At 51.6% G+C, this 24,419-nt stretch carries 18 protein-coding genes and 2 pseudogenes; 9 read left to right on the top strand and 11 right to left on the bottom strand.

Annotated features, from left to right (window positions below):
* Positions 1–129: 129 nt before the first annotated feature.
* Positions 130–288, bottom strand: a pseudogene (locus tag KM934_RS13155) (IS1634 family transposase); the annotation flags it as partial.
* Positions 289–436: 148 nt separating this feature from the next.
* Between KM934_RS13155 and KM934_RS08225 the strand changes: the two are divergent.
* The 5 genes and pseudogenes from KM934_RS08225 to KM934_RS08205 all read left to right on the top strand — a co-directional run.
* Complete coding sequence (locus KM934_RS08225) at positions 437–1,759, top strand: ATP-binding protein (protein WP_215760136.1); 1,323 nt, start codon at positions 437–439, stop codon at positions 1,757–1,759.
* A 245-nt stretch (positions 1,760–2,004) separates the two neighbouring features.
* Positions 2,005–2,526, top strand: coding sequence for a transposase (locus KM934_RS08220; RefSeq protein WP_215760135.1), 522 nt, complete (start codon positions 2,005–2,007; stop codon positions 2,524–2,526).
* Between the two features lie 141 nt (positions 2,527–2,667).
* Positions 2,668–4,653, top strand: coding sequence for a DUF262 domain-containing protein (locus tag KM934_RS08215; RefSeq protein WP_215760134.1), 1,986 nt, complete (start codon positions 2,668–2,670; stop codon positions 4,651–4,653).
* A 7-nt stretch (positions 4,654–4,660) separates the two neighbouring features.
* Positions 4,661–6,967 (top strand): GmrSD restriction endonuclease domain-containing protein, encoded by a 2,307-nt coding sequence (locus KM934_RS08210; RefSeq protein WP_317192661.1) that lies wholly within the window; start codon positions 4,661–4,663, stop codon positions 6,965–6,967.
* Positions 6,966–7,397: pseudogene (locus KM934_RS08205) on the top strand (IS1634 family transposase); the annotation flags it as partial. The gene KM934_RS08210 and the pseudogene KM934_RS08205, both read left to right, overlap by 2 nt.
* Before the next feature lie 193 nt (positions 7,398–7,590).
* Here the strand turns inward: KM934_RS08205 and KM934_RS08200 are convergent.
* Positions 7,591–8,904, bottom strand: a complete 1,314-nt coding sequence (locus KM934_RS08200; protein WP_215760132.1) for an alpha-L-fucosidase — start codon at positions 8,902–8,904, stop codon at positions 7,591–7,593.
* A gap of 134 nt (positions 8,905–9,038) precedes the next feature.
* Between KM934_RS08200 and KM934_RS08195 the strand changes: the two genes are divergently transcribed.
* Complete coding sequence (locus KM934_RS08195; RefSeq protein WP_215760131.1) at positions 9,039–10,649, top strand: beta-N-acetylhexosaminidase; 1,611 nt, start codon at positions 9,039–9,041, stop codon at positions 10,647–10,649.
* A gap of 120 nt (positions 10,650–10,769) precedes the next feature.
* Here the strand turns inward: KM934_RS08195 and proS are convergent, their stop codons facing one another.
* The gene (proS, locus tag KM934_RS08190; RefSeq protein ID WP_215760130.1) at positions 10,770–12,254 is read right to left on the bottom strand and encodes a proline--tRNA ligase; all 1,485 of its coding nucleotides are present in this window, start codon (positions 12,252–12,254) and stop codon (positions 10,770–10,772) included.
* A 232-nt stretch (positions 12,255–12,486) separates the two neighbouring features.
* Between proS and KM934_RS08185 the strand changes: the two genes are divergently transcribed.
* From KM934_RS08185 to KM934_RS08175, 3 genes are all read left to right on the top strand, one after another.
* Positions 12,487–13,173: an OmpA family protein gene (locus KM934_RS08185; RefSeq protein WP_215760129.1), complete on the top strand. Its 687-nt coding sequence runs from the start codon at positions 12,487–12,489 to the stop codon at positions 13,171–13,173.
* Positions 13,174–13,243: 70 nt separating this feature from the next.
* Entirely contained in the window at positions 13,244–13,960 is a 717-nt protein-coding gene (gene mtgA / locus KM934_RS08180; protein ID WP_215760128.1) for a monofunctional biosynthetic peptidoglycan transglycosylase, read from the top strand.
* A gap of 46 nt (positions 13,961–14,006) precedes the next feature.
* Positions 14,007–16,571 carry an ATP-dependent helicase gene (locus KM934_RS08175; protein ID WP_215760127.1) on the top strand — a complete coding sequence of 855 codons (2,565 nt, stop codon included), beginning with the start codon at positions 14,007–14,009 and terminating at the stop codon, positions 16,569–16,571.
* A 119-nt stretch (positions 16,572–16,690) separates the two neighbouring features.
* Here KM934_RS08175 and KM934_RS13150 read toward each other — a convergent pair whose 3' ends face one another.
* The 8 genes from KM934_RS13150 to KM934_RS08140 all read right to left on the bottom strand — a co-directional run bounded on the left by KM934_RS13150 (position 16,691) and on the right by KM934_RS08140 (position 23,851).
* Complete coding sequence (locus tag KM934_RS13150; protein ID WP_252344942.1) at positions 16,691–16,819, bottom strand: dehydrogenase; 129 nt, start codon at positions 16,817–16,819, stop codon at positions 16,691–16,693.
* Between the two features lie 21 nt (positions 16,820–16,840).
* On the bottom strand, positions 16,841–18,298 hold the full coding sequence (locus KM934_RS08170; RefSeq protein WP_215760126.1) for a DUF4270 domain-containing protein: 1,458 nt from the start codon (positions 18,296–18,298) through the stop codon (positions 16,841–16,843).
* 133 nt (positions 18,299–18,431) lie between these two features.
* Positions 18,432–19,241, bottom strand: coding sequence for a glycogen/starch synthase (locus KM934_RS08165; RefSeq protein WP_215760139.1), 810 nt, complete (start codon positions 19,239–19,241; stop codon positions 18,432–18,434).
* Positions 19,242–19,480: 239 nt separating this feature from the next.
* Positions 19,481–19,912, bottom strand: a complete 432-nt coding sequence (locus KM934_RS08160; protein WP_215760125.1) for a biotin/lipoyl-containing protein — start codon at positions 19,910–19,912, stop codon at positions 19,481–19,483.
* On the bottom strand, positions 19,912–20,067 hold the full coding sequence (locus tag KM934_RS08155) for a hypothetical protein (RefSeq protein ID WP_215760124.1): 156 nt from the start codon (positions 20,065–20,067) through the stop codon (positions 19,912–19,914). Before KM934_RS08155 ends, KM934_RS08160 begins: the two co-directional genes overlap by 1 nt.
* 39 nt (positions 20,068–20,106) lie before the next feature.
* Positions 20,107–21,672 (bottom strand): acyl-CoA carboxylase subunit beta, encoded by a 1,566-nt coding sequence (locus tag KM934_RS08150; RefSeq protein ID WP_215760123.1) that lies wholly within the window; start codon positions 21,670–21,672, stop codon positions 20,107–20,109.
* Between the two features lie 130 nt (positions 21,673–21,802).
* The gene (locus tag KM934_RS08145) at positions 21,803–22,684 is read right to left on the bottom strand and encodes a carbon-nitrogen hydrolase (RefSeq protein WP_215760122.1); all 882 of its coding nucleotides are present in this window, start codon (positions 22,682–22,684) and stop codon (positions 21,803–21,805) included.
* 45 nt (positions 22,685–22,729) lie between these two features.
* Positions 22,730–23,851 carry an agmatine deiminase family protein gene (locus KM934_RS08140; RefSeq protein WP_215760121.1) on the bottom strand — a complete coding sequence of 374 codons (1,122 nt, stop codon included), beginning with the start codon at positions 23,849–23,851 and terminating at the stop codon, positions 22,730–22,732.
* Positions 23,852–24,419 lie beyond the last annotated feature (568 nt).

The following is a 24,419-nucleotide window of genomic DNA, read 5'->3' as shown; positions in this document are numbered from 1 at the left end:
AGTAGTATTTCATGTCGATTCTTGTTGATTTTAACACCCAAAGGTAATCATTTCCAGTGAACTACGGAAATATATTGGAAGGTAATTTATTGAACTTCAGTTGGTTACATTTAATTAGTAGACCCTAGATAAGAATTTATTGTAACCTCTTTTGTTGATGTTGCCTTTCGTAAGCGCGCCATGCTTGTAAGCCTTTTCCAACCTGCGTATTCCCTTCTCCCGGTTATAGGCATCTTTCTTTGCACGGTCATCTGTATAGCCGACCAGGAGACGGCGTCCGCCTCCTTTCTTTTAAGAAACACATTTTGTCTTGATTATTAACCCATAAATAGCAATAAAGTTGCCTTAAACTTGCTTACTTAAATCAAATTCCATAACTTTGCACTGCAAAAAAGGTCGAACAGTACGACTGATATTGCAGTAATATGAGTGATATATGGTTATCCAAAGAAATAAATACATCGAAGCTTTGATAAGTAAGCGTTGGAATGGAAAGGTAAAGATAATCACTGGCATTAGACGCTGTGGCAAATCTTTTCTGTTATCGACATTATATAAAGATTATCTGAAGAAAGAGGGCGTTTCTGAAGATTGCTTCATAGAAATCGCATTAGATAGAAAAGCGAACATAAAGTACAGAAATCCGAATGTGCTTTATGAATACATCATGGATAAAGCATGTGACGAAGAAAAACGATATTATGTTTTTATCGATGAGATACAATTGTCTATAAAAGTAAAAAACACTGATATAGACGAAAGCCTTGTGTCTGAGGACGACAAGGATATGCTTTACACAACGTTCTATGACATTCTCAATGACCTTATGGCGCGGAAGAATTTGGACATATATGTTACCGGTTCAAATTCTAAAATGCTGTCTTCTGATATTGTGACGAATTTCCGTGATAGAGGATCAGAAATAAAAGTATATCCACTTTCCTTCAAAGAATATTATGAAGTGTCTGGACTTGAAAAAGCTGATGCACTTGAAGAGTATTTAACCTATGGGGGAATGCCGTCAGCAGTCTTGGAGCAAAGTGAGTCTGAAAAACAGAAATACCTTTACGACCTTCACAAGAATGTGTACATTAAAGATATTGTTGAAAGGTATAATTTAAAGGATGATGAAGTGTTGGACGCACTTATTGACTCGCTTTATTCTGCAGTAGGCTCACTAACCAATACCCATAACTTGACCAATACAGCCGGTTCTTTGATGAAGCGCAAAACATCTGACCATACTATCAAGAATTACATCAACTATCTTGAAGATGCTTATTTGTTCTTGGGTGCCAAACGGTATGACATCAAAGGAAAGAAATACTTCGACAACACTCAGAAGTATTATTCCATTGATATGGGATTAAGAAATGCGAAACTGAATTTCCGCCAACAAGAAAAATCTCATTTAATGGAGAACCTTATTTATATAGAACTAATACGTAGAGGATATCGCGTCGATGTTGGAGTCGTAGAACTGACACGTGTTATTGATGGCAAGAAGAAACAGTCACAATATGAGATCGATTTTATCGTCAATACAGGACGTGAAAAGATTTACATCCAATCTGCATTGAATGTAGATACTGTTGAGAAAAAGAACCAAGAAACATTTTCTCTAAAGAACTCAGGGGATTTCTTTAAGAAAATGGTAATTCTTGATGGCAACTCCAAATTATGGACGGATGATGATGGCATAATGTATGTTGGTGTCATTCCTTTTTTATTGGAAGAGTCCATTATACCACAATATTGACATTCAAAATAATCCCAAGTCAACTACAGGCTTGGGATTTTGTATGTAGGGTCTACTAATTAAATGTAACCAACTGAAGTTCAACAAATTACCTTCCAATATATTTCCGTAGTTCACTTGAAATGACTACCTTTGGGTGTTAAAATCAACAAGAATCGACATGAAATACTACTCCCAATATCACAGTCACGAGCTGTTTGAGCTTCAAGAGTCTCTCTCGGGGTTGAGCAAGCCCCAACCGCTGGGTGAAGCTTGCCGACAATCTTCCCTGGGACAAGATAGAGCAGGAATACAACAAGCGACTGAAGAACCGACACAACGGTGCAGGCAATAAGCCCGCCCGCATGGTTGTTGGTGCTCTGATAGTGAAGCATGTTGAAGGGCTGAGCGATGAGAAGACCATCCAGGCCATCCAGGAGAATTCCGACATGCAATACAAGAATTGTCATGTTGACTGTTACAACCACTCGCTTGGACGACCTCCCAAGGATGAAAACGACCGCCACGCTGAGGACAAGAGGAGGGCCATCGGCGAGAGGAACGAGGTGGAGGTCACATTCGGAACCTCCAAAAGGGTTTACCGGGCAAACGACATCAGGGCGAAACTTGACGACACGGCTGACACATGGATAGGAGCTTGCTTCTTCGCTAAAAACGTAATAAAGTTCCTTAGGGGACTTCTTTGTCTCATTTTCGCCAAATTGGGTCTAAAGGCCTTCAAAAGAGGGCTTTCGTTAAGCCAGATGAGCAGAGCTAAGCTTGCTTAAGCTCTGCCATGGCGAGAAAACGTGCCATGAAATGGAAGGATTTCATACAGCATTGACTACCTCATGGGAGTTTTAGACCCAACACGAGGGTGCTTGGTCAAAATAATTTAGTGAACCATAGTTAATAAAAGCGACAAACTTATGACAGACAATTATATGATAAGACGGGCAATCCCCGACTTGCTCGACAAGAAATACTACATACCTGAATACCAACGAGGCTACCGATGGGAGAAAACGCAGGTACTGGATCTTTTGCAGGACTTGTATGCTTTCTTTATTGGTGACACTAAAGGACAATTCTATTGTCTTCAACCCATTGTGGTGAAGGAAAAACAGATGAACAACGAATTGTGGTATGAGGTGATAGATGGACAACAACGCTTGACAACTATTCGTATCATCATGCAGATATACGACCAATTGAACAGCAACATGTTTACCGCCATATCACATAAGTACACCATCATGTATGCCACACGTCCTGATATGGTGGATATTTTTGAGTCAATCAAAATAGTTCCTCCTACAACAGCATCATCACCTGCCACCATTGATGAAATTCCCAGCAAATGGAGGCACATGATAGATTCTGTATATATCTACAATGCTGCAAAGACCGTTCTCAAATGGTTTATGGAAGATTTGTCAAGAGTAGGTGTCTTCTCCCAATATTTCTACCAGACTGCTGATAGCGGAACAAAGTCCGTACAGGTCGTATGGTATGAAACAAATGAAGAAAAGGAGCCACACGATATATTCAACAGGATGAATTCGCTAAAAGTGGAACTGTCGTGTTCTGAGCTTATACGCTCATTGTTCCTCAGTAAGACCACCAAATTTGATTTAGGATCGTTGGATGGCTTCTCTGATTCTCTTAGAGAAGAAATTCAAAAGGAACGCTTTACAAACAAGCAGACAAGCATCAACGAGAAATGGGATGAACTGGAGCAGCAGATGAAAGACAAAGATTTTCAGTCTTTCCTCACCAAACGGTCGGATACCGGGCGAAATTCCATTGGTCTCCTTTTTGATTTGATTAGTGGAAAATATGCTTCCGACAAAGCTGCCAAGTGCGAATTCCTGCAATTGCGTAAGGACGACGAACTGTATACTTATCTTTATTTCAAGAAACTTATTGACAAGGACAATGATGCTTGGAATACATGGGAGCGTGTGCTTAGTGTTTTTGACAAGCTGCAATACTGGTATCATGACAGGGACTTGTATCACAGAATAGGTTTTCTTAATGCCATTGCATCGCCTGGGACGGAAGACGATGTGATTTGCAGTCTTCTGAACTCAAAAATAAAGCGGAGCGTTCTGAAAGAACAGCATATGGTAAATCTTATCAAGGATGCTATGACGCTTCCTAAAGACAAAGGAACCAATCAGCCTATCGTGAGCTTGGAACAATTGCGCTATGACGTAAGTACGCATTATAAGTACATCAAAAAACTTTTGCTTCTTTATAATGTGGAAACCACAAGACTGCAGAAGGAGGGTAACTTCTTCTCGTTCGACAGGTTTAGATATAACTACAAAATGGTCAACGGAAAGGAAGAAAGAGCCGACAAGACCTGGACTTTGGAGCATATCCATGCACAGAACTCGGATTGTCTCCCGGAAAAGAAAAAGGATTCGTGGTACGAATGGATTGTCTGCAACAAGGAGGCTCTGAAAAAGATGTCTTTAGGCAGTCCCGAGCTTACACAAGAGCAAAAGAATATCATTGAGGCATTGGAACGTGACGAGCCTATATGCCGTTCAAAAACATATGGATATGACAAGATTAAAGCCCTGTTTGACGATGTTGCCAGATTTTATGATTTGCTGGATGCTAAAGCCGACAAAGCGGTTGCCGTACACCAGTTGTCAAATATGACATTGTTGGATTTAGGACAAAATGCAATGGTAGGTAAATCGCCGTTCGAAGTAAAACGTCAGTTGATATGCAATGAAATATCCTCAAATAAGTATTATCCAATTTGCACCCAGAAGGTATTTTTGAAAATGTATGACCAAGAGGAACTTCAGATACATTCTTGGGGGCAACGGGACAGAATTCTGTATTATGAGGATATTAAGAAAAAACTGGCTCCATATATAGTTGCCACGGCATTGTAATTCAAACATGATAATCATGGATAATCAAATAGGATATAAAACTTCATTTTGGGAACTGGTCAGCAAACAGCCCATCAGCATACCGACCCTGCAACGTGACTACATCTATGGGGCAGGAACGGAGAAAACGGAAACGGTTCTTTCCAATATGTTATCAACATTCAAGACGGCCTTGGATAGTGTAACGCAAGATCCGAATGACAGGAAAGAAGAAACGCTGGATTTTGTCTATGGGAGTGATTCTATTGCGAAGGATTTCATGCCACTTGACGGTCAGCAACGCCTTACAACACTTTTCTTGCTTCATTATTACGCAGCACTTATCTCTCCTTACGCAACAGAGGAGGATTTTGCTACCTTGGCTCGTTTCAGTTATGCAACGAGAAACTGTACCGTGGCCTTTTTCAAACAGATCCTTTTTGCCAAGCACAAGGACTTGGCGAATGAAATCAGTATGAATGGAACAGGAGAAAAGGTCATAAGCGAATATCTGGAAAACTTGGATGAGTTTAGAGGGTCTTTCTACGCCGATCCATCTATCATGTCTATGCTGGTCGTTCTGGATAGAATTCATGAAACATTTGGCCATCAGACAGATTTGTGGGACAAACTAACTTCATGTGATTGCCCCATCAATTTCTATATTCTTGATTTCGGGCGGTTTGATTTGTCTGATGATCTTTACAACAAGATGAACTCTCGGGGAAAGCCCCTGACTTCTTTTGAGATTGTCAAGGCGAAGATGCATAAACTGATACGAAAGATTAACATCGACAAGGCGAATAAAATCGCCATCAAGTTTGATACTACGTGGATGCAATTTATATGGAAAGCTCTTGATTACACGCTGGACTTGAAAGCCGTGGATCCTGCTTATATGAATATGCTGCGCGCCATATTTGTTTGCTTTGATTATATCTCTGGGTATGACAAACCGAAATATAAGGATATAAGTGACGAGTGCTTGTCTCACCATCTGTCTAGTGCCATCAAAGTTAGGTCGATAGAGATGGTTTTGGATACTTTGTCCGCTTGCCACCAGAATATCCCAGATGAGCTTAAAGCCGATTTCAACGAAAGTTTGTCTTCTGCCATAAAGGGAGATATGCATGCTGGTGACTACATCCGTTTGTATTCTTATTTCCTCGGTCTGCACCTTAACCTTGACAAGGAGGAATTTGTAATACGCGAACGCCACCTGCGGAATCTTATCGCCAACAGTGCAGATCAGACCCGTGAAGAAAGATTGACGGATTTGTTGAACGACACTTCGCGTCTGATGCACGGGCAACTACTGAAGTTTAGTAAAGCGAAAGGGTTCAATTCACTTTCATGGAATGAGGAACAGCAAAAGGATAGTTCAAGAGACGTATGGAGGAGTTTGTATCAATATGAGGATGTCTCCGAAATCAATGGAACACTGCAAGCTTTCACCATAAGATTGAATGACGATGGCAAATTGGATCTTAATAACAGATCGTTTGTACAGAGCCTGAAAATTCGGTTGGACAAAGCCAAACATTTCTTTGTGTCATCGGCAAATGAAAAGTTGAGAGAAGAACAGAAACGGTCTGCCCTTCTCTCTTTAGGCGATTATTCCATGTGCCGCTTTAACCATGAGGGATATCGCTACTATGGCATTATCAACAGTTCCTGGCAAAATTTTACCGGCTATCATAAATTCGGAAGCCGTAACCGTATCATGGAAGTCTTTGACTTGATAGACACGTCGGTTCCAGTAAGTGCAATGGCTGGTTCCACAAAGTCCGTGTGTCCTGAGAACTGGCGCTATTATGCCGTGAAATACGCTGGTGAAATTACTGTAGCCTACCGTTCTACGGACTATGGTTATCTCTATTTTCAAAGAGCTGAAGAACAAAATTCTTTTGACCCAAATGCCTCTTCCCTGGATGTATGCATTCTACAAAGTGGATATTTCTCAGCTACAAACGTGGCTTGGAAGATGTTGAACCGATTGGTGGAATTGCTCTCACAGGAAAAGTATTACATATATCTAGACAATCATGGAGGGAGTCCTATCATACTTTCACGTATCTCCAATGATGTGAGACTGGATATAGAAATCGACGGTTGGCATCTGTACGGCGTTTCTTCGGATGTTTTGCAAGATTTAGGTATCGCACATACTATTGTTGATACACCATCAGGTGAAGGTGACAACGATATAAATCAGCAAGCCAATACAGTCAACTGTCTATGCTACCACAATAACGGTTCGGACTATGTAGAAGAAGCTATTGCTCTGTTGGAGAAACTTTCTATTAAATATCCTGATATGTTAATCGTTAAATAATAAGTTTTTATCCATGGATGGTGAGGTGAAACTCGCCATCAACTATGATCGTGTAGCTAATGACTCCAAATGGGATGGCCTAAAAGGATATCTCACCAATACGGATATACCAATACAGGATGTATACACAGCATATCACAACCTTTGGCACGTAGAACGGGCTTTCCGTATAGCAAAATCAAAGATAGAGATACGCCCAATGTTTCATTTTACACGCAAACGCATCGAGGCCCATATATGCATCTGCTTTGTGGCTTTGAAAGTCTACAAGGAACTGGAGCGTATGTTGAAAGTCTCAGAGATTAAGATTAGCGTAGACAAGGTGCTTGCATTGGCTAAGACTATCACAACCATACAAATTAAGCTACCTCTGAACAAGGAGGTTTACACCCAAACCATGCTGATGGCAAGACATCAGAAAATAGCATAACTCTTTGACGAAGAATTTTGGGTGACACAGTGACGAAGTCAGGAGCGACGATTCCTTGAGGTGTTCTCTTTTGTTGGCGTTGCCGTACGCGCAGCAAAACCCCGAAGGAGCAACCCTCCCGCTGACAGCAGTCGGTGGAGTGGGGTTGCTCCCTCGGGTTTAAAGGGTGTGTGGGGTGTGCTGACGTGGTGTGTTATCGCTTGATGGCGATGACGTGGTCGGGCGTGGTCGGGTTGGCGGGCACGTCGATGGTGAGCAGTTTGTTCCTGTAGGTGTAGGCCACCTTTGCGCCGCTGGGGAAATGGGTGACGGCCTTGGGCTTCTTGGCCATGGGGATGGTGATGGCTGCAGGCATCTTCGCGGTATCGGCGGGACAGATGTGGGCGTAGATGGTGCCGTTCTTCTCGGTTGTGGCTCCCCACTCGCACGGCTTCACGGGTCCGGCCTGGCTGCCATAGAGCGTGGCGCCGTAGGTGCTCATCCATTTGCCCAGATGTTTGAGTCGGTCGAGTGCCAAGGCTGGCAGTTGTCCGTTGGGTTGCGGGCCGATGTTGAGCAGCAGGTTGGCGCCCTTGCCCGAGGTGTTGACGAGCAGGCGTATGATTTCGTTAGTCGACTTGTAGTTTTGGTCGACCACTTTGTACCCCCACATGCCGTTCATGGTTTCGCAAGTCTCCAGTGGCAGCGGACTGACCTGTGCTGCCTTGTCGACGAATCCCGCCTTGTTTTCTCCGGGCAGGTCGCGCTCGAAGAGCTGTATGTCTTCGCCCTCGTTGGGTTCCATGTGGTGGTTGTTTCCGATGAGGCACGCGGGCTGTAGCTTATGGATGAGCGCATACTGCTCGTCGAGCTGCCAGTTGAAGGGCGTGGCGTCTTGGTCGTGGTCCCACCATCCGTCGAACCAGATGGCGCCCACCTTGCCGTAGCGTGTGAGCAGTTCGGTGAGCTGTGCGTTCATAAACTGGAAGTAGTGGGGCCAGTCGCTCTTGCTGGCGTCCTTTCCGCAGTTGCGCCCTGTGCGCCCCATGGGATAATCGTCGCGCATCCAGTCGATGTGGCTATAATAGAGGTGCAATCGTATGCCTTCCTCGTGGCATGCGTCGGCCAGTTCCTTCACAATGTCGCGCTTGAAGGGTGTCGCCTTCACGATGTTGTAGTCGCTTTGCTGCGTATCCCACATGGAGAATCCGTCGTGGTGGCGTGTGGTGAAGCAGATGTATTTGGCTCCTGCGGCCTTGATGGCGCGCACCCATTGGCGTGCGTCGAAGCGGTGTGGGTAGAAGGCGTCGGCGGCCTTGGCATACTCCATGCGGTCGGGCACGGCGTTTTGCAGGTACCACTCGCCCTGTGCAAACATGCTGTAGATGCCCCAATGCAGGAAGATGCCCAACTTGGCGTTACGGAAATCCTCGCGTTCGGCAAGGTTTTCCTGAGTGGGAACGTACCCTTGCGCCATGGCCGTGAGGGCGATCAAGGCCAGAGCAATGGTGGTTAATGTTTTTCTCATACGTGGGTAATTAGTTGATTTTGACATCAAAGCTACGAAGAAAAGCGCAAACCTGCAAACTTATTCTGGGTATTTTGTTACCTTTGCAAAAGATATGTACCGTTTGCACTATCCCTAACAACCTAAAACCACGAATGATGAGACGACTATTCCTTTCCCTCCTTGCCTTTGGTGCCACCCTGTTGGGCTACGCCCATACCTCCCAATCGTCCCAATCGTCCCAGGCGCGCCCGTTGGCGTGGCGTGGCGTGATGATCGATGTGAGCCGCCATTTTCTGCCCATCGACGAGTTGTATCGCCAGGTCGACGTGATGAGCCATTACGGCCTCAACATCCTGCATCTCCACCTCACCGACGCTGCTGGATGGCGCATGGAGATCAAAGCCTACCCGCGACTGACCGAGGTGGGTGCGTGGCGCACCCGTCAGGTGTGGAAAGACTGGTGGAACACGCCTCCGCATGCCGATGGGCAGGACGTGGGCTACGTGCGCGCCTATAGCGACAGCCAGAACGGTTTTGGCGGCTACTACACCCAGCAGCAGCTCAGGCAGCTGGTGGCTTACGCGCAAGACAAGGGCGTGACGATCGTGCCCGAGATAGAGTTCCCCGGCCATAGCGAGGAAGTGTGCGCCGCTTATCCCGAGGTGGCCTTCAACCATGCCGAGATGGACCTTGCGAACAACGCCACCTACCAATTTATGCAGACCATCCTGAGAGAGGTGGCCGATGTGTTCCCATCACCTTATATACATTGTGGAGGCGACGAGACTGCCACGCAGAAAGAACTCTACCACCAAGGCATACGACGCCTGAACGCCATCGTGCGCAGTTTGGGGCGCAAGATGGTGGTGTGGGATGAGGCCCTTACCGACACGGAGGCCGACAGCACCCTCGTCATCATGGTGTGGCGCAACGCCGAACTGGGCGAGAAGGCGCTGGCCTTGGGCCATGAGGTGGTGATGTGTCCCAGCGCATGGTGCTACCTCGACAGCTACCAGGACGCACCCCAAACGCAGCCCGAGGCCATGGGCGGCTACCGCCCGCTCAGTCATGTGTGGGAGGTGGGACAGCTCATCGCTCCCATGCGCCACCGCCTGTTGGGCGTGCAGGTGTGCCTTTTCACCGAATATGTGCCCACGCCCCAGTTGCTCCAGTACCAGTTGTGGCCGCGCGCCCTTGCCGTGAGCGAGGTGGGCATGGGGCGCACACGCTCGTATGAGGCGTTTCGCAAATGGGCGACGCATGTGAGCGATAGCTTGCGACGCGTTGGCATCAACGCCTTTGACCTCAGAAGGGAGATAGGGCAGCGCCCCGAGTATGGCCGCAGGGTGAGGCACAAGGCCTTGCGAGCCAAGGTGCGGATGAACGGCCGTTGCCATTACAGCAGCGCCTATGCGGCAGGCGGCGACGATGCCCTGACCGACGGGCGGCAAGGGTCGTGGAACAACAACGACGGGCGATGGCAGGGCTACTGCTGCGACCTCGACATCACCATCGACCTCGGCGCCGAGCGCACCCTCCACGAGGTGAGCATACCTTTCCTGCAAATTGCCGGACCTGAGATATTCCTCCCACAGCAAGTAACCGTCAATGGCGAGCCCTGCAGCGCCCAGCCCCACGATCTGCCCTACGCCATCTGCACCTATACCCTTCGCCGAAAGCTAACCACGCGCTACTTGCACATCCAAGCCCAGCGCTCCCCGCGCCAAGGATGGCTCTTTGTAGATGAGGTGGTGGCCAAATAGCGGGTCAATTTTCCACTTTAATGTCGCTCCCATGATTTTTAAGGTTAAGGTCGTTTCATAAAAAATCCCATTCGCCTTGTCTTGGCGAATGGGATGATATAGGGGGTTGGAATGTGTCGCTTAGTAGGCGCGCGCCACGATGACCCAGCTTGTGGCGGGCTTGCCGCTCACCATGTCGACTGCGCCTTCCTTCTGCTCGTAGCCGTAAGGTATGCAACGGATGGTGGCCTGTGTGTCTTCCTTGATCTTGGCCTCGGTCTCGGCGGTGCCGTCCCAGGGGCAGAGGAAGAAGCCGCCATCCTTGATGCGCTCCTTAAACTCGTCGTAGTTGGTGCACTCGTAGATCTTGCTGTCGCGCATCTTGCGAGCCTTCTCAAACACGCTGCGCTGAATGTCGTCGAGCATGTCTTTCACGCGCTCCACGATGCCGTCGAACGAAACGTTCTCCTTCTCCAAGGTGTCGCGGCGCATGATCTCGATGGTGTTGTTCTCCAGGTCGCGTCCGCCCATGACGAGACGCACGGGCACGCCCTTGAGCTCATAGTCGGCAAACTTGAAGCCCGGGCGCTTGTTGTCGGCGTCGTCGTACTTCACGCTGATGCCCAACTCACGCAACTGGTCGATGGCGGGCTGCAACTTGGCGGTGATGGCCTTGAGCTGCTCCTCGTTCTTGTTGATGGGGATGACCACCACCTGTATGGGAGCGAGCTTCGGGGGCAACACCAGTCCGTTGTCGTCGGAGTGGACCATGATGAGGGCGCCCATGAGACGGGTAGACACGCCCCATGATGTGGCCCACACATACTCGGGCTTGTTGTCCTTGTTGAGATAGGTCACGTCGAAGCTCTTGGCGAAGTTCTGGCCGAGGAAGTGGCTGGTGCCGCTCTGCAGGGCCTTGCCGTCTTGCATCATGGCCTCGATGGTGTAGGTCTTCAGGGCTCCGGCGAAACGCTCGGTCTCGCTCTTCTCACCCCTGATGACGGGCACGGCCATCACGTCCTCCACGAAGTCGGCGTAGCAATGGAGCATGGTCTGGGCCTCTTCAACAGCCTCCTCGTAGGTGGCGTGGGCGGTGTGGCCCTCCTGCCAGAGAAACTCAGATGTGCGGAGGAACGGACGGGTGCGCATCTCCCAACGCATCACGTTGCACCATTGGTTGCACTTGATGGGCAGGTCGCGCCACGAGTGGATCCAGTTCTTGTAAGTGTGCCAAATCATGGTCTCTGATGTGGGTCGGATGATGAGCTCCTCATCGAGCTTGGCGTCGGGGTCAACCACAATGCCCTTTCCGTTCTCGCTTGTCTTGAGGCGGTAGTGGGTCACCACGGCGCTCTCCTTGGCAAATCCCTCTACGTGCTCAGCCTCGCGAGCGAAGAAACTCTTTGGGATGAGCAATGGGAAATATGCGTTTTGCACGCCCAGTTTCTTAAATTCCTTGTCGAGGCCAGCCTGGATCTTCTCCCAGATGGCATAGCCGTAGGGCTTGATGATCATGCAACCGCGGACCGGGGCCTGCTCGGCGAGGTCGGCCTTCGTCACCAAGTCGTTGTACCACTGGCTGTAGTCGTCGGAACGCTTGGTAAGATGTTTCAGTTCTTTTGCCATGTTATGTCTTTACCTTAATTAAATAGTCGTGTTGTGCGCCTGGTCTGTTGCCGTTGGCGCGGTTTAGGGATTTCCCCATCGAGCGATAGGTATTTCCCGTTGGACGAATCCTTACGATTGGTTAATTTTGCCGCAAAGTTACGAAAAAAATATTCAATAAGATGCTATCTTGGGAAAAAAGCAGTAACTTTGCGAAGAAGAAAAAGTAAAAAACTAAATATTTGCAAGCATTATGAAAAAGGTAAAAGTTGCTACTGTAGGATTGTGCGCACTTACAATGGTGGGCATGGGTTGTTCAACCAAGGCTGGAACGGGTGCCCTCATTGGCACAGGTTCGGGTACGGCTGTGGGTGCGCTCATCGGTGCCCTGGCTGGTAACACCGCTGTTGGTGCCGCCGTTGGTGCCGCCGTTGGTGCTGGCGCAGGCGCCCTCATCGGCAAGCACATGGATAAGGTGGCCGCTGAGACGGCCGCTCAGGTGAAGAACGGTAAGGTGGAGGAAGTGACCGACGCCAATGGCCTGAAGGCCGTGAAGGTGACCTTCGACAACGGCATCCTCTTCCCCGTGGGCAAGTATGCCTTGCAGGCTGCCGCCAAGAACGAGCTCTCTAAGTTCTCTAACGTGTTGAAGAACAACGCCGACCTGCAGGTCGACATCCAGGGCTACGCCTCTTCGGATGGTTCCAACGAGGTGAACCAGGTGCTCTCAAACAACCGTGCCAACTCGGTGAAGGCTTATCTGGTGAACACATGCGGCGTGCCCAGCACGCAGATCAAGAGCGCTCGGGGCTTCGGCGAGACCAATCTCATCACCAACGCCGATGGCACCGAGAACGTGAAGGCCAGTCGCCGTGTGGAGGTCTACCTTTACGCTTCGCAGGCCATGATCGACAAGGCCAACGCTGGCCAGCTCAACTAAGCAGTCAACATTTTTGGATGAATTAAGGTAGGGGTGCGGACGCATGATGCGTCGGCATCCCTGTTTTGCTATGATAAAGAAGATCGTAAGATGGGCGCTTAGCCTCTTTTTCGCCTCCACCATTCTTGCGGTGGTGGCTTATCGTTTCATACCCGTCTACGTCACGCCGCTGATGCTCATCAGGTGTGTGCAGACGGGTAGTTTGACCATTCACCACCACTGGGTGCCCTTGGAGCAGATGTCTCGACACATGCCTGTGGCGGTCATGGCTTCCGAAGACTCCCATTTCCTGCTTCATCATGGCTTCGACTTCAACGCCATTGGTAGTGCTGCCAAGCGCAACATGGCCAACGGCAAGGGCGGCAAGCGGTTTGGCGCCAGCACCATCTCGCAGCAAACGGCCAAGAACGTGTTTCTGTGGCCGGGGCGCTCGTGGGTGAGAAAAGGTTTCGAGGTCTACTTCACAGCCCTCATCGAGGTGTTTTGGAGCAAGCAACGCATCATGGAGGTGTATCTCAACTCCATAGAGATGGGCGACCGCATCTATGGTGTCGACGCGTGTGCAGAGTATAACTTTGGCAAGACGGCCGACGCGCTCACGCGTGCCGATTGTGCGCTCATTGCAGCCACTCTGCCCAACCCCCGACGGTTCTCGTCGAAGGAGCCAAGCGCTTACATGCGAAAGCGCCAACGGCAAATCATGAACAACATGCGCTATATTCCCTCTTTCCCCAAGGAGGGGGAGGACTACGACCCCAAGACGGCCGTGGGAAGCACCTATAAATAATCACTAAGCAACACTTTTACCCAACCATACATTATCGGAACATCAGATGCAGACCGAACAGACTCTCCTCGAACAACTCAACGACAACCAGCGACAGGCGGTGGTTTATTGCGACGGACCGCAGCTTGTCATAGCGGGCGCAGGGTCGGGCAAGACCCGTGTGCTCACGTATAAGATTGCCTATCTGCTCGTACATTACGACCTGAAGCCCTGGAACATTCTCGCCCTCACCTTCACCAACAAGGCGGCCAACGAGATGAAAGGGCGCATATCGGGCCTTGTGGGCGATGAGCGGGGGCGCAGCTTGCAGATGGGCACGTTCCACTCCATCTTCTCGCGTATCCTGCGTGTGGAAGCCGCCACGTTAGGGTTCTCGTCGGATTTCACAATCTACGATGAGGCCGACTCGCGATCGCTCATCAAGAGCATCTGCAAGCAGATGGGGCTCGACGACAAGACGTATAAGCCCTCGACCGTTCATGCCGCCATCTCGATGGCGAAGAACCGACTGCAGATGCCCGACGACTATGCCGCCGATGGCGACTCCTTGGAGCGCGACAGGCGGCGTAACATGGCAGAGACGCATAAGATCTATAGGGCCTACCAGTCGCGTCTGCGTCTGGCCAACGCCATGGACTTCGACGACCTGTTGGTTTACACCTATCTGCTATTGAACCAAAACGAGGAGATACGTCGCAAATATGCTGCGCGGTTCCAATATGTGCTGGTCGATGAGTATCAGGACACCAACTATGTGCAGCAACAAATCCTGTGGTTGCTCACACGTGATGTGCGCCGCATCTGCGTGGTGGGCGACGATTATCAGAGCATCTACGCATTCCGTGGTGCGAAGATCGACAACATATTGAATTTCCAAAAGGTGTATGCCGACGCGCAACTGTTTAAGTTGGAGCGCAACTATCGTTCCACCAAACTCATTGTGGCGGCCGCCAACTCTCTCATGAAGCACAACGAACGGCAGATACCGAAGGAGGTGTATAGCGAGAATGAGAACGGAGAGAAGGTGAAGGTCATGGAGACCATCTCCGACAAGCGCGAGGCGGCGATCGTGTGTCGAGAGATCAAGCGCATCCGACAGCAGGAGAAATGCCGCTGGAGCGACTTCGCCATACTCTACCGCACCAATGCCCAGAGCCGCCTGTTTGAGGAGGAGATGCGTAAGTCCGAGGTGGCCATGGGCGACAAGTATCGGGTGTATGGGGGATTGAGCTTCTACCAACGAAAGGAAATCAAGGATGTCATAGCTTATCTCCGTCTGGTGGTCAACCCCAACGATGAGGAGGCGTTCCGCCGTATCGTGAATTACCCGGCACGAGGAATTGGCGACACCACGCTGGCGAAGGTCTTGGATTGCGCCCAGCAGCAGGAGACCAGCCTGTGGGAGGTGATCTCCAACCCCGTGCAATATCAGTTGCTCGTGAACAAGGGGACGGCCACGAAACTTCTGAATTTCCGGGCGCTCATCGATGGTTTTGTGGCGCAACGGGAGGAGAGCGACGCGCTAACGCTGGCGCGCGACATTATAGAGAAGAGCGGCATCAAGGCCGATCTTGCCACCGACCGCACGGCCGAGGGCGATAGCAGACGTGAGAACCTCGACAGTTTGATATCGGGCATCGCCGACTTTGTGCAGGCGCAACGCGAGGATGGACAGGAGGAGCATGTGTTGCTGACCGACTATCTGGCGAACGTATCGCTGATGACCGATCAGGATTCTGACGATTCGTCGGACGATAAGGTGACGCTCATGACCATCCATGCCGCCAAGGGACTGGAGTTTGGGACGGTATTTATCGTGGGACTGGAGGAGAATATCTTCCCCAGTCAGATGTCGGTGGGATCGATGCGCGAGTTGGAGGAGGAACGCCGATTGCTTTATGTGGCCATCACAAGGGCCGAGAAACATTGTTACCTGACGTGGGCCCACACACGATGGCGCTTCGGAAAGATGGATGGCTTTGTTAATGCGAGTAGGTTCCTCAACGACATCGCCCCCAAATACTTGGACGTGCAGGTGGAGGGCGGCCGTGGTAGCGGTGGTCATTCGTCGTATGGCGAGACGTGGGGTGGCAACTCTCACGGCTCGTATCGTCCATGGGAGGACGATTATGAGATTAACAAGCCCTACACGGGAAGTAGGGAGTGGGGGAACGACTATGGACGTAGGAGTGGTAGGATGCAAAACTCACGACCTGTGGCAGGGCAGTTTATGGCCGATCCCAAACCCAAGATTACGTCGCCCCGGCAGGCGGAACAAGCCGTCAACCCTTTCTCGCCATCGTTTGAGAAAATGCTTCGGCAAGGTGGGCGATGGACCAAGGTGGAGCACGCGGTTACTAATGGTGGGCGCACTTCAGGCAGCGGCCAGCGAACATCGGCTCCTTCCGGTGCGTCGTCAGGCTCTTCTTACGCTTCGTCAGGGTCGTCAGGCTTGCACCCGGGAAGCGTCGTTGAGCACCAACGCTTCGGTCGTGGCGTGGTGGTGAAAGTGGAAGGTGTGGGCGAGAACGCCAAGGCCACGGTCGATTTCGATGCGACGGGCCGCAAGCAGCTCCTGCTCAAATTCGCCAAGCTCCGCATTGTGGGCTGACCCATGTAGGGGCAGCGGAGGCGAGAATAGGATGTAGCCATCCCCTTCCCGTCGGGGATTACCCCTATCTTATATATGTTTGGGGTTAAAATCCAATGACCGATAAGGAATAAAAAAGCCTAAAGACTTTCGTCTTCAGGCTTCTCTATGGTTCGTTTTAGTTTGGGCATGTGCTTCTTGTTGCGAAGCCATGCCCTTTTTCTTTCTTCATACTCTTCGTGGTGTCGTTCCAAAAAGTTGTCGGCCATGTCGTTCAGATGATGAATGGGTTATTTGAATCGACTGTAGATTACGCTCAACTTGATGGGACTGTCGTCGGCCTCTGTGCCCTTCACCAGTCGGGTGCTTGTCAGCGCCATGTTGTTGGTTACCTTCACCACGGTCTTTGTTCCCGCCGATGTGGTGGTGGTCTTGATTTCTACGGGTACCAGCACCACCTTGTTCCAGTTGGCGGATGTGCGGTCGCTATTGTACATCGACGAAATCATGCCTGCTATGTTGCTGAAGGTGTAGCTGTTGTTGAAACTGCCTTGAGCGGCGTTGTAAGCCCAGCTGGCCACAAACGAATTCTTGTTGTTATAGATGTTGTTGTGCTCAAAGAACGAGTACAGCGAGTCGGTCGGAATCATCAATATCTCCGATGGAACGCCAAACATATAGTCGCTTGTGGTCTTGTTGTTCAATCGTTGCAGCACCAGCTTGGCGGAGGTGATGGTGTCGTTCTCATGACCGCTCATGATCTTCTCAACAGGGAGCGTGAGCTCGGTGAAGATGCCTGCGGGTGTCTTGAGGTAGGTACACGACTCGTCGTTTGCCAGCTTCTCCATGCTTTGCTTGTCGTTGGTGATGGTTGAGGTTTGCAACACCTCCTCCGTTCCCCAGAACACGGCTGCCGAATGGTACAATGAGTCGTCGGCTACGTGGCTGAAATACACATCCAACTGCGACTGCGTGATGTAGGCCATGTTGCCCACGCCATTCTTATGCTTGAAGAAGAAACCGGGCACCACGTTGTTTCTGAATGCGAACGCATTCTTGAAGTTGGCTGGGTTGTCGTAGTATTTCTGCATGACGTAGGTGCCGTAGCTGTCGTATGTCTTGCCGTCCTTGTCCGTGTAGGGGCCTTTCAGCTTGATGGTGATGTAGGGTGTGTAGCCCGTCGAGTCGCGTCGGCTTTGGTTCACGTTGTAGTCGATGAGGCTGTACACCTTGTCCTTATGCAGTCCGCCCTCGCGGATATATCCGTTGTTGGCGGGGTCGAAATTGCTGTAATAGATGCGATTCTCGTTCATGGGCTTGCCCATCTCGTAGGCGGTGAGCTTCATGAGCTGTGTGGAGTCGCCGTAGAGGTTGGTGTAGAACAAGCGCAGCTCGCACGAGTCGGCCTTTACCACACCTTTCACTTCGTTGCCGTTGGCGTCGGTTGTCACAAGGTTCGCCTTTTCAGGGAAGCTAAATCCCTCCAAGTTGTTAAATTGAGCCATGAAGTCGCCTGTGATGTAAGCGCCCGTCTCAGGGTCGCGCACCTTACCCAGGTAACCCGTTATGTTACGCGAGAGCACAGAGTCGGCTACCAGCGATCGGCTGGCCACGCTGAATGTTTGTGCTGATATTTGCATACCATCGCGGTCGTCGGTGAGCGATGATCCTATGGTGTCAGTTGTCGTGTCACAACTTGCCAAGGTGATTGCGGCAAGAGAAAGGGCAACGAAAAACTTTGATTTCATCTGAAAACACATGTTATGATTATGGTATAGTCGCATCGAGAGACCTGTGGTGGGCTGTTGTCGCCTTCAGGTCTTGTCGCGGTGTGTACCTCGTATTGTCGCGGTGGGGTTATAGGCGGTTATGGCCGGAGCCTTACTTGTCGAGGATCTGGTTGTAGAAGTCCTTGTAGGCGGGCGCGAAGTCCTTGCCAGGATAGTTGAGTACTGGCATTTCCTTACCTTTGGCGTAAGCCAACAGGTCGGCGTTGACGTTCTCTCCAGCCTCAACCACGCCGTCGCTATAGTCGATGGCCATCTTGCCCAGTTCCATGAAGTCGAACTTCTCGGCGTAGGGCTTGAGCAGGTCGGCCTTTGCGTCGCGGAACTCCACGCAACGCTTGAAGTTGTCGCCGAGCTGCGTCTTCAACTGGTTGTCGAAGAGCGAGGTCACCACCTTGGTGTTGGCGAATGATGGGTCGTCGTGGTAGGCGGTCTTGATGTAGAGCGGCACCACGGCTGTCATCCAGCCCTGGCATTGTATGAGGTCGGGGGCCCAGCGCAGTTTCTTCACCGTTTCGAGCACGCCGCGCGCGAAGAAGATGGCGCGCTCGCCGTTGTCGGCATACTCCATGCCGTTCTCGTCCTCGGTCATGGCGGGGCGATGGAGGAAGTAGTCCTCGTTGTCGATGAAGTAGACTTGCAGGCGAGATACGGGGATGCTGGCCACTTTAATGATCAAGGGGTGGTCGGTGTCGTCGATGATCAGGTTCATTCCCGACAGGCGAATAACCTCATGCAACTGGCCGCGGCGTTCGTTGATGGCTCCCCACTTAGGCATGAAAGTGCGGATTTCGAAACCGTTGTCCTGCATTTTCTGAGGCAGTTGGCGACCCATGACGGACATTTCCGATTCGGGCACATACGGGGTGATTTCTTGGTTGATGAATAAAACCTTTTTCTTGATCATCTTATTTTCTCGATTTAATATGAAAAGCTATCGGGTGGGGCGCTTCCTTCATTTGCGCATACCTTACCCAAATTAACTTTATGGCTGCAAAGTTACGAAAAAATATTGAAAAAACGCCCTCTTTTGCATCAATTCACACAAAAGAGGGCGTTTTTAAGGGTGTTTATCATTCCTTGGCGGAGTAACGGGCATGGCCTGTCCCGCCAAGAACGGTAGCTTCTTATGAAAGAGGCTGTTTACTCGATCACGAAGAGCGCGTCGTCTTCGAGCACGCTCTGGCCAATCTTCACGCAGATGGCGGCAATCTTACCGCTCTTCTCGGCCTCGATGTTGTTGGCCATCTTCATGGCTTCGAGCACGAGCACGGCGTCGCCAGCCTTCACTTCGTCGCCTACGTTTACGTTGATAGCTGTGATGGTTCCAGGCAGCGGAGCCTTGGTGGCGTTTGCCACATTGGCGTTAGTGGCGGGTGCTGCGCTCTCCTCGTTGCTCTCGGCAACGGGCTTGCCCAGTTCCACTTTCTTCTTCTCGGGCTCAGTGGGTTTCTCCATTCCCACTTCGTAAGCCTCTCCGTTGACCTTCACGCTGGCAACATAGGTCTCTTCGTTGATGTCGCCAATCTCGACGTTATACTCCTTGCCGTCGATGGTATATTTGAATTCTTTCATTATCTTGATGGTTTAGCTGTGAAAGACAGGAACTTGGCATTCCACAAAGTTGGTTTCGGCTTGATGGTGATGACGCTCGGCTCCCTGTCGTGTACATTGTTGCCCTGGTACTCGTAGAGCGCCATGGCAATGGCTGCATAGATGTTCTTATCCATTGACTTTCTGAACTTGTTCTGTTATCTGTGTTGACGCGATTACATGGGCATGCAACCATGCTTCTTGGCGGGCAGGCTCTGGCGCTTTGATGCCAGTTGTGCCAATCCGCGGCAGATGCGGAAGCGTGTGTTGCGTGGCTCAATCACATCGTCGATGTAACCAAACTGGGCAGCCTGGTAGGGATTAGCGAAGGTCTCGGTGTACTCGTCTTCCTTCTCGGCGAGGAACGCCTTCACGTCGCCGCCTTCCTCCTTTATCTTCTTGGCGTCCTTGGCGCAGAGCACGGCAACGGCGCCTGAGGCACCCATCACGGCGATCTCGGCTGTGGGCCATGCGAAGTTGAGGTCGGAACGCAACTGCTTGCAGCCCATTACGATGTGGCTACCGCCATAGCTCTTGCGGAGGGTGATGGTGATCTTGGGCACAGTGGCCTCACCATAAGCGTAGAGCAGTTGTGCGCCGTGCAGGATGACGGCGTTGTACTCCTGTCCTGTGCCGGGCAAGAATCCGGGCACGTCCACGAGGCTCACGATGGGGATGTTGAAGGCGTCGCAGAAGCGAACGAAGCGTGCGCCCTTGCGGCTGGCGTTCACGTCGAGCACACCGGCGTAGGCCGACGGCTGGTTGGCCACGATGCCCACGCTCTGTCCGTTGAAGCGCGCGAAGCCTGTGATGATGTTCTTGGCAAACTTGGCCTGCACCTCGAAGAACTCGTTGTTGTCGGTGATGGCCGTGATGACCTTATACATATCGTATGCCTTGTTGGGGTCGTCGGGCAGGATGTCGTTGAGCAGGTCCTCCTTCCGGTCGATGGGGTCGTTGCACTCCACGCGTGGAGCCTCCTCGGTGTTGTTGGAGGGGAGGTAGCCCAGCAGCTTCTTGATGAGCTCCATGGCGTCTTCCTCGGTCTTGGCCGTGAAGCTGGTCACGCCGCTCTTGCTGGCGTGCACGCTGGCGCCTCCGAGGTGCTCAGAGTCGATGTCCTCGCCTGTGACGGTCTTCACCACCTTCGGGCCTGTGAGGAACATGTAGCTGGTTCCCTCGGTCATAACGATGAAATCGGTGAGGGCGGGCGAGTAAACGGCGCCACCTGCGCAGGGGCCCATGATCATGGAGATCTGCGGCACCACGCCTGAGGCGAGGATGTTGCGCTCAAAGATCTCGCCGTAGCCTGCCAGCGCGGAGATACCCTCCTGGATGCGCGCGCCACCCGAGTCGTTCATGCCGATGACGGGAGCTCCGTTCTGCATGGCCATGTCCATGATCTTGCACATCTTCTGGGCCATGGTCTCCGAGAGCGATCCGCCGTTGACGGTGAAGTCTTGTGCGTAAACATATACCAAGCGGCCATCGATGGTGGCTGAACCGGCCACGACACCGTCGCCGAGGTATTGCTTCTTCTCCATGCCGAAGTTGTGGCAACGGTGGAGTTTGAACATGTCGTACTCCTCAAAACTATCCTTGTCGACGAGCATTTCGATGCGCTCGCGTGCGGTGTATTTGCCGCGTGCATGCTGCTTGTCGATGGCTTTCTGTCCGCCACCCAGGCGTGCAAGCTCGCGCTTGGCAACGAGGTCTTTAATCTTCTCTGTTTGTTTGCTCATAATTTATATAATTATTACCTTATTACAAGTTTGGGCGCAAAGTTACTAAAATAAAATGAGAAAGGGACGGTTCAAATTGTAAATAATGTTATTAAATGATGTTGCCCCTTTGTTTGGATGTGCCCTCGCGTTAGTCTACGAACCGCTTCAGGATGTCTTGGTAGGCGTCGATGCGTCGGTCGCGCAGGAAGGGCCACCAGCGTCGCACCTGCTCCGAGTGGGCGATGTCGATGTCTACGACGAGGCTCTCCTCCTCGTGGTCGGACGCCTGGTAATGGAGCTCGCCCTGCGGTCCGGCCACGAAGCTCGACCCCCAGAACTCTATGCCGCCCGTCTGTCCGCTGGGGTCGTCCTCGTGCCCCACACGGTTCACGGCCACCACGGGCAGTCCGTTGGCAACGGCGTGGCCGCGCTGCACGGTGGTCCATGCCGTTCGCTGGCGCTGCTGCTCGTCGGCGGTGTCGGTCGATTCGTAGCCGATGGCGGTGGGGTAGATGAGCATCTGCGCTCCCTGCAGGGCCATGAGGCGTGCTGCTTCGGGGTACCACTGGTCCCAGCACACCATGACGCCGAGCCGTCCCACCGAGGTGTCGATGGGGTGGAATCCCAGGTCGCCCGGGGTGAAATAGAACTTTTCGTAGTAGGCGGGGTCGTCGGGGATGTGCATCTTGCGGTACTTGCCCGCGATCGATCCGTCGCTTTCTATCACCACGGCGGTGTTGTGGTAGAGTCCGGCTTCCCTGCGCTCAAAGAGCGACGTGACGATCACCACGCCGTAGGCCTTGGCCAGTTCGCCGAAGAAGTTGGTCGACGGGCCGGGGATGGGCTCCGCCAGGTCGAAATTGTTTACGTCCTCCACTTGGCAGAAGTAGAGCGAGTTGTGCAGTTCCTGGAGCACGATGAGTTGTGCTCCGCGTTGCGCCAGGTCGCGCACGCCTTCCGCCAGGCGTTTCAGGTTGTGCTCTATGTTGGGCGTGTTGTGCTGTTGCAGTATGCCTATTCTCAGTTTCATGTTGTTATGATGGTTCATGTGTGATTTGCCGTTTGGCATGCGTTATTATGTAAAGAAGGGCGCGTTGCCCTCGTGGGTCTCCTCGTCGTCGGCGAGGGGGACTATCACGCCCTCTGGATATTGCATGGTGAGGCAATGGAGCGATCCGTGCTGCCTGATGGCCGTGCGTGCGTCGATGGCCACGAGCTCTCGGTCGGGGAAGGCCTGTTGGATGGTGGCCAGGGCCTGTCGGTCCTTCTTCTCCTGTTGGTAGGTGGGCACCAGTACCGCGCCGTTGATGATGAGGAAGTTGGCGTAGGTGGCGGGCAGGCGGTCGCCATCGTCGTAGATGGCGTCGGGCATGGGCAGGCGCAACAGTCGGTAGGGGCGTCCGTCGAGAGTCTTCAAGCCTTTCAGCTGCTGTTCGAGGGCGGCGAAATCGTCGTAGTGGGGGTCGTCGTTATCGTCGCATCCCACATAGAGCAAGGTGTTGTTGGGCGCCATGCGCACGATGGTGTCGATGTGGCCGTCGGTGTCGTCGCCCATCAGTTGGCCGTGGTCGATCCAGACGACGCGCTGTGCGTGAAACTGGTTGCGCAAGCGCTCCTCAATCTTGCCCTTGTCGAGCGGTTGGTTGCGGTGGGGTGCGAGCATGCACGACGAGGTGGTCATGATGGTGCCTCGCCCGTCGCTCTCGATGGCTCCCCCTTCCAGCACAAAGTCGGTATGGTTCTCCATGGCTGCGTGGAACACGCCGTTGTAGTAGAGTTGCAGGTTGATGGCGTTGTCTTTCTGCCATTCAAACTTCTCTCCCCATCCGTTGAACTTGAAGTCGAGCAAGTGGTTTTTTACGAAGAACCCCTTGGCTTTGTGGGTCGATACCAAGGTGAAGGGAGCGTGGTCGCGCGCCCACGTGTCGTTGGTGTCGATTTCCTGTATGATGACGCGCGCTATGCTCTCGCTGTCGAGCGCCTTGGCCAGTTGGGCTTTTGTGGCGGCCTTGTTGGGAGTTACCACGAGCAACAGCTCGCGCTTGGCAATCTCGCGTGCCATCTGCAGGAACATCTGCGTTATCTCTTCGAGGTATGGTTTCCAGTCGGTGGCGGCGTGGGGCCACGTCAGTTGTACGCCGCTTTGTGGTGCCCACTCGGCGGGCAAAACAAAATCGCAATGTGTGTTAGGGGTCATGGTTGTAGGTTTTGGGGGTGTGTCGGCACCCATATTTGGTTTGCAAATTTACGAAAAAAATGCGAACCGTGCGCCAAATTAGGAGAAAAAGTTGAGAGGCGGTGGGCGCCCGATGAATGACGGCTGCGCGACATGTGGAACCACCTTATTGTAACATGTAACATGTAACAATGTAACAAGGGAGCGTATTTGTTTTCCCAAAGATCGCGCGGATTGCACATTTGATGCTCATATCTTGTTGTTTTGTTTAGAACACGAGAGTCTGCGAAGTCCCACGTGCGAAGTAAACGCTAACTGTTTTTTAAGAACACGAATCTCAATCTTACGAGACCCGGCGTAGCCCCACCGACCAACGGGAGGTAATGACGGCTGAGAGAAACGCCTTTCGCGTTTGTTATCCCACGAATGACGACTGACCAACGGGTATTTGTGCTGATTGTTATTCGGTGGAGTGAGATTCGTGTTCGTCTCCTAAACACCAGAGGTGTTTGCAATCTCACGAGTCACGTGTTCGTCTCCAAAAAACACCAAAGGTGTTTGTAATCTCTCGAGATTTGTCGTAGACATA

The sequence above is a fragment of the Hallella faecis genome (assembly GCF_018789675.1).
GTDB classification, from domain to species: domain Bacteria; phylum Bacteroidota; class Bacteroidia; order Bacteroidales; family Bacteroidaceae; genus Prevotella; species Prevotella faecis.
This window is presented reverse-complemented; position numbering and strand designations above follow the sequence as displayed.

What these genes read in the sequence shown, in the direction of transcription:
- KM934_RS08225 (WP_215760136.1), top strand. Translation starts at nt 437, where the DNA reads ATGGTTATCCAAAGAAATAAATACATCGAAGCTTTGATAAGTAAGCGT.
- KM934_RS08215 (WP_215760134.1), top strand. Translation starts at nt 2,668, where the DNA reads ATGACAGACAATTATATGATAAGACGGGCAATCCCCGACTTGCTCGAC.
- KM934_RS08210 (WP_317192661.1), top strand. Translation starts at nt 4,661, where the DNA reads ATGATAATCATGGATAATCAAATAGGATATAAAACTTCATTTTGGGAA.
- KM934_RS08200 (WP_215760132.1), bottom strand. Translation starts at nt 8,904, where the DNA reads ATGAGAAAAACATTAACCACCATTGCTCTGGCCTTGATCGCCCTCACG.
- KM934_RS08195 (WP_215760131.1), top strand. Translation starts at nt 9,039, where the DNA reads ATGATGAGACGACTATTCCTTTCCCTCCTTGCCTTTGGTGCCACCCTG.
- proS (WP_215760130.1), bottom strand. Translation starts at nt 12,254, where the DNA reads ATGGCAAAAGAACTGAAACATCTTACCAAGCGTTCCGACGACTACAGC.
- KM934_RS08185 (WP_215760129.1), top strand. Translation starts at nt 12,487, where the DNA reads ATGAAAAAGGTAAAAGTTGCTACTGTAGGATTGTGCGCACTTACAATG.
- mtgA (WP_215760128.1), top strand. Translation starts at nt 13,244, where the DNA reads ATGATAAAGAAGATCGTAAGATGGGCGCTTAGCCTCTTTTTCGCCTCC.
- KM934_RS08175 (WP_215760127.1), top strand. Translation starts at nt 14,007, where the DNA reads ATGCAGACCGAACAGACTCTCCTCGAACAACTCAACGACAACCAGCGA.
- KM934_RS13150 (WP_252344942.1), bottom strand. Translation starts at nt 16,819, where the DNA reads ATGGCCGACAACTTTTTGGAACGACACCACGAAGAGTATGAAGAAAGA.
- KM934_RS08170 (WP_215760126.1), bottom strand. Translation starts at nt 18,298, where the DNA reads ATGAAATCAAAGTTTTTCGTTGCCCTTTCTCTTGCCGCAATCACCTTG.
- KM934_RS08160 (WP_215760125.1), bottom strand. Translation starts at nt 19,912, where the DNA reads ATGAAAGAATTCAAATATACCATCGACGGCAAGGAGTATAACGTCGAG.
- KM934_RS08155 (WP_215760124.1), bottom strand. Translation starts at nt 20,067, where the DNA reads ATGGATAAGAACATCTATGCAGCCATTGCCATGGCGCTCTACGAGTAC.
- KM934_RS08150 (WP_215760123.1), bottom strand. Translation starts at nt 21,672, where the DNA reads ATGAGCAAACAAACAGAGAAGATTAAAGACCTCGTTGCCAAGCGCGAG.
- KM934_RS08145 (WP_215760122.1), bottom strand. Translation starts at nt 22,684, where the DNA reads ATGAAACTGAGAATAGGCATACTGCAACAGCACAACACGCCCAACATA.
- KM934_RS08140 (WP_215760121.1), bottom strand. Translation starts at nt 23,851, where the DNA reads ATGACCCCTAACACACATTGCGATTTTGTTTTGCCCGCCGAGTGGGCA.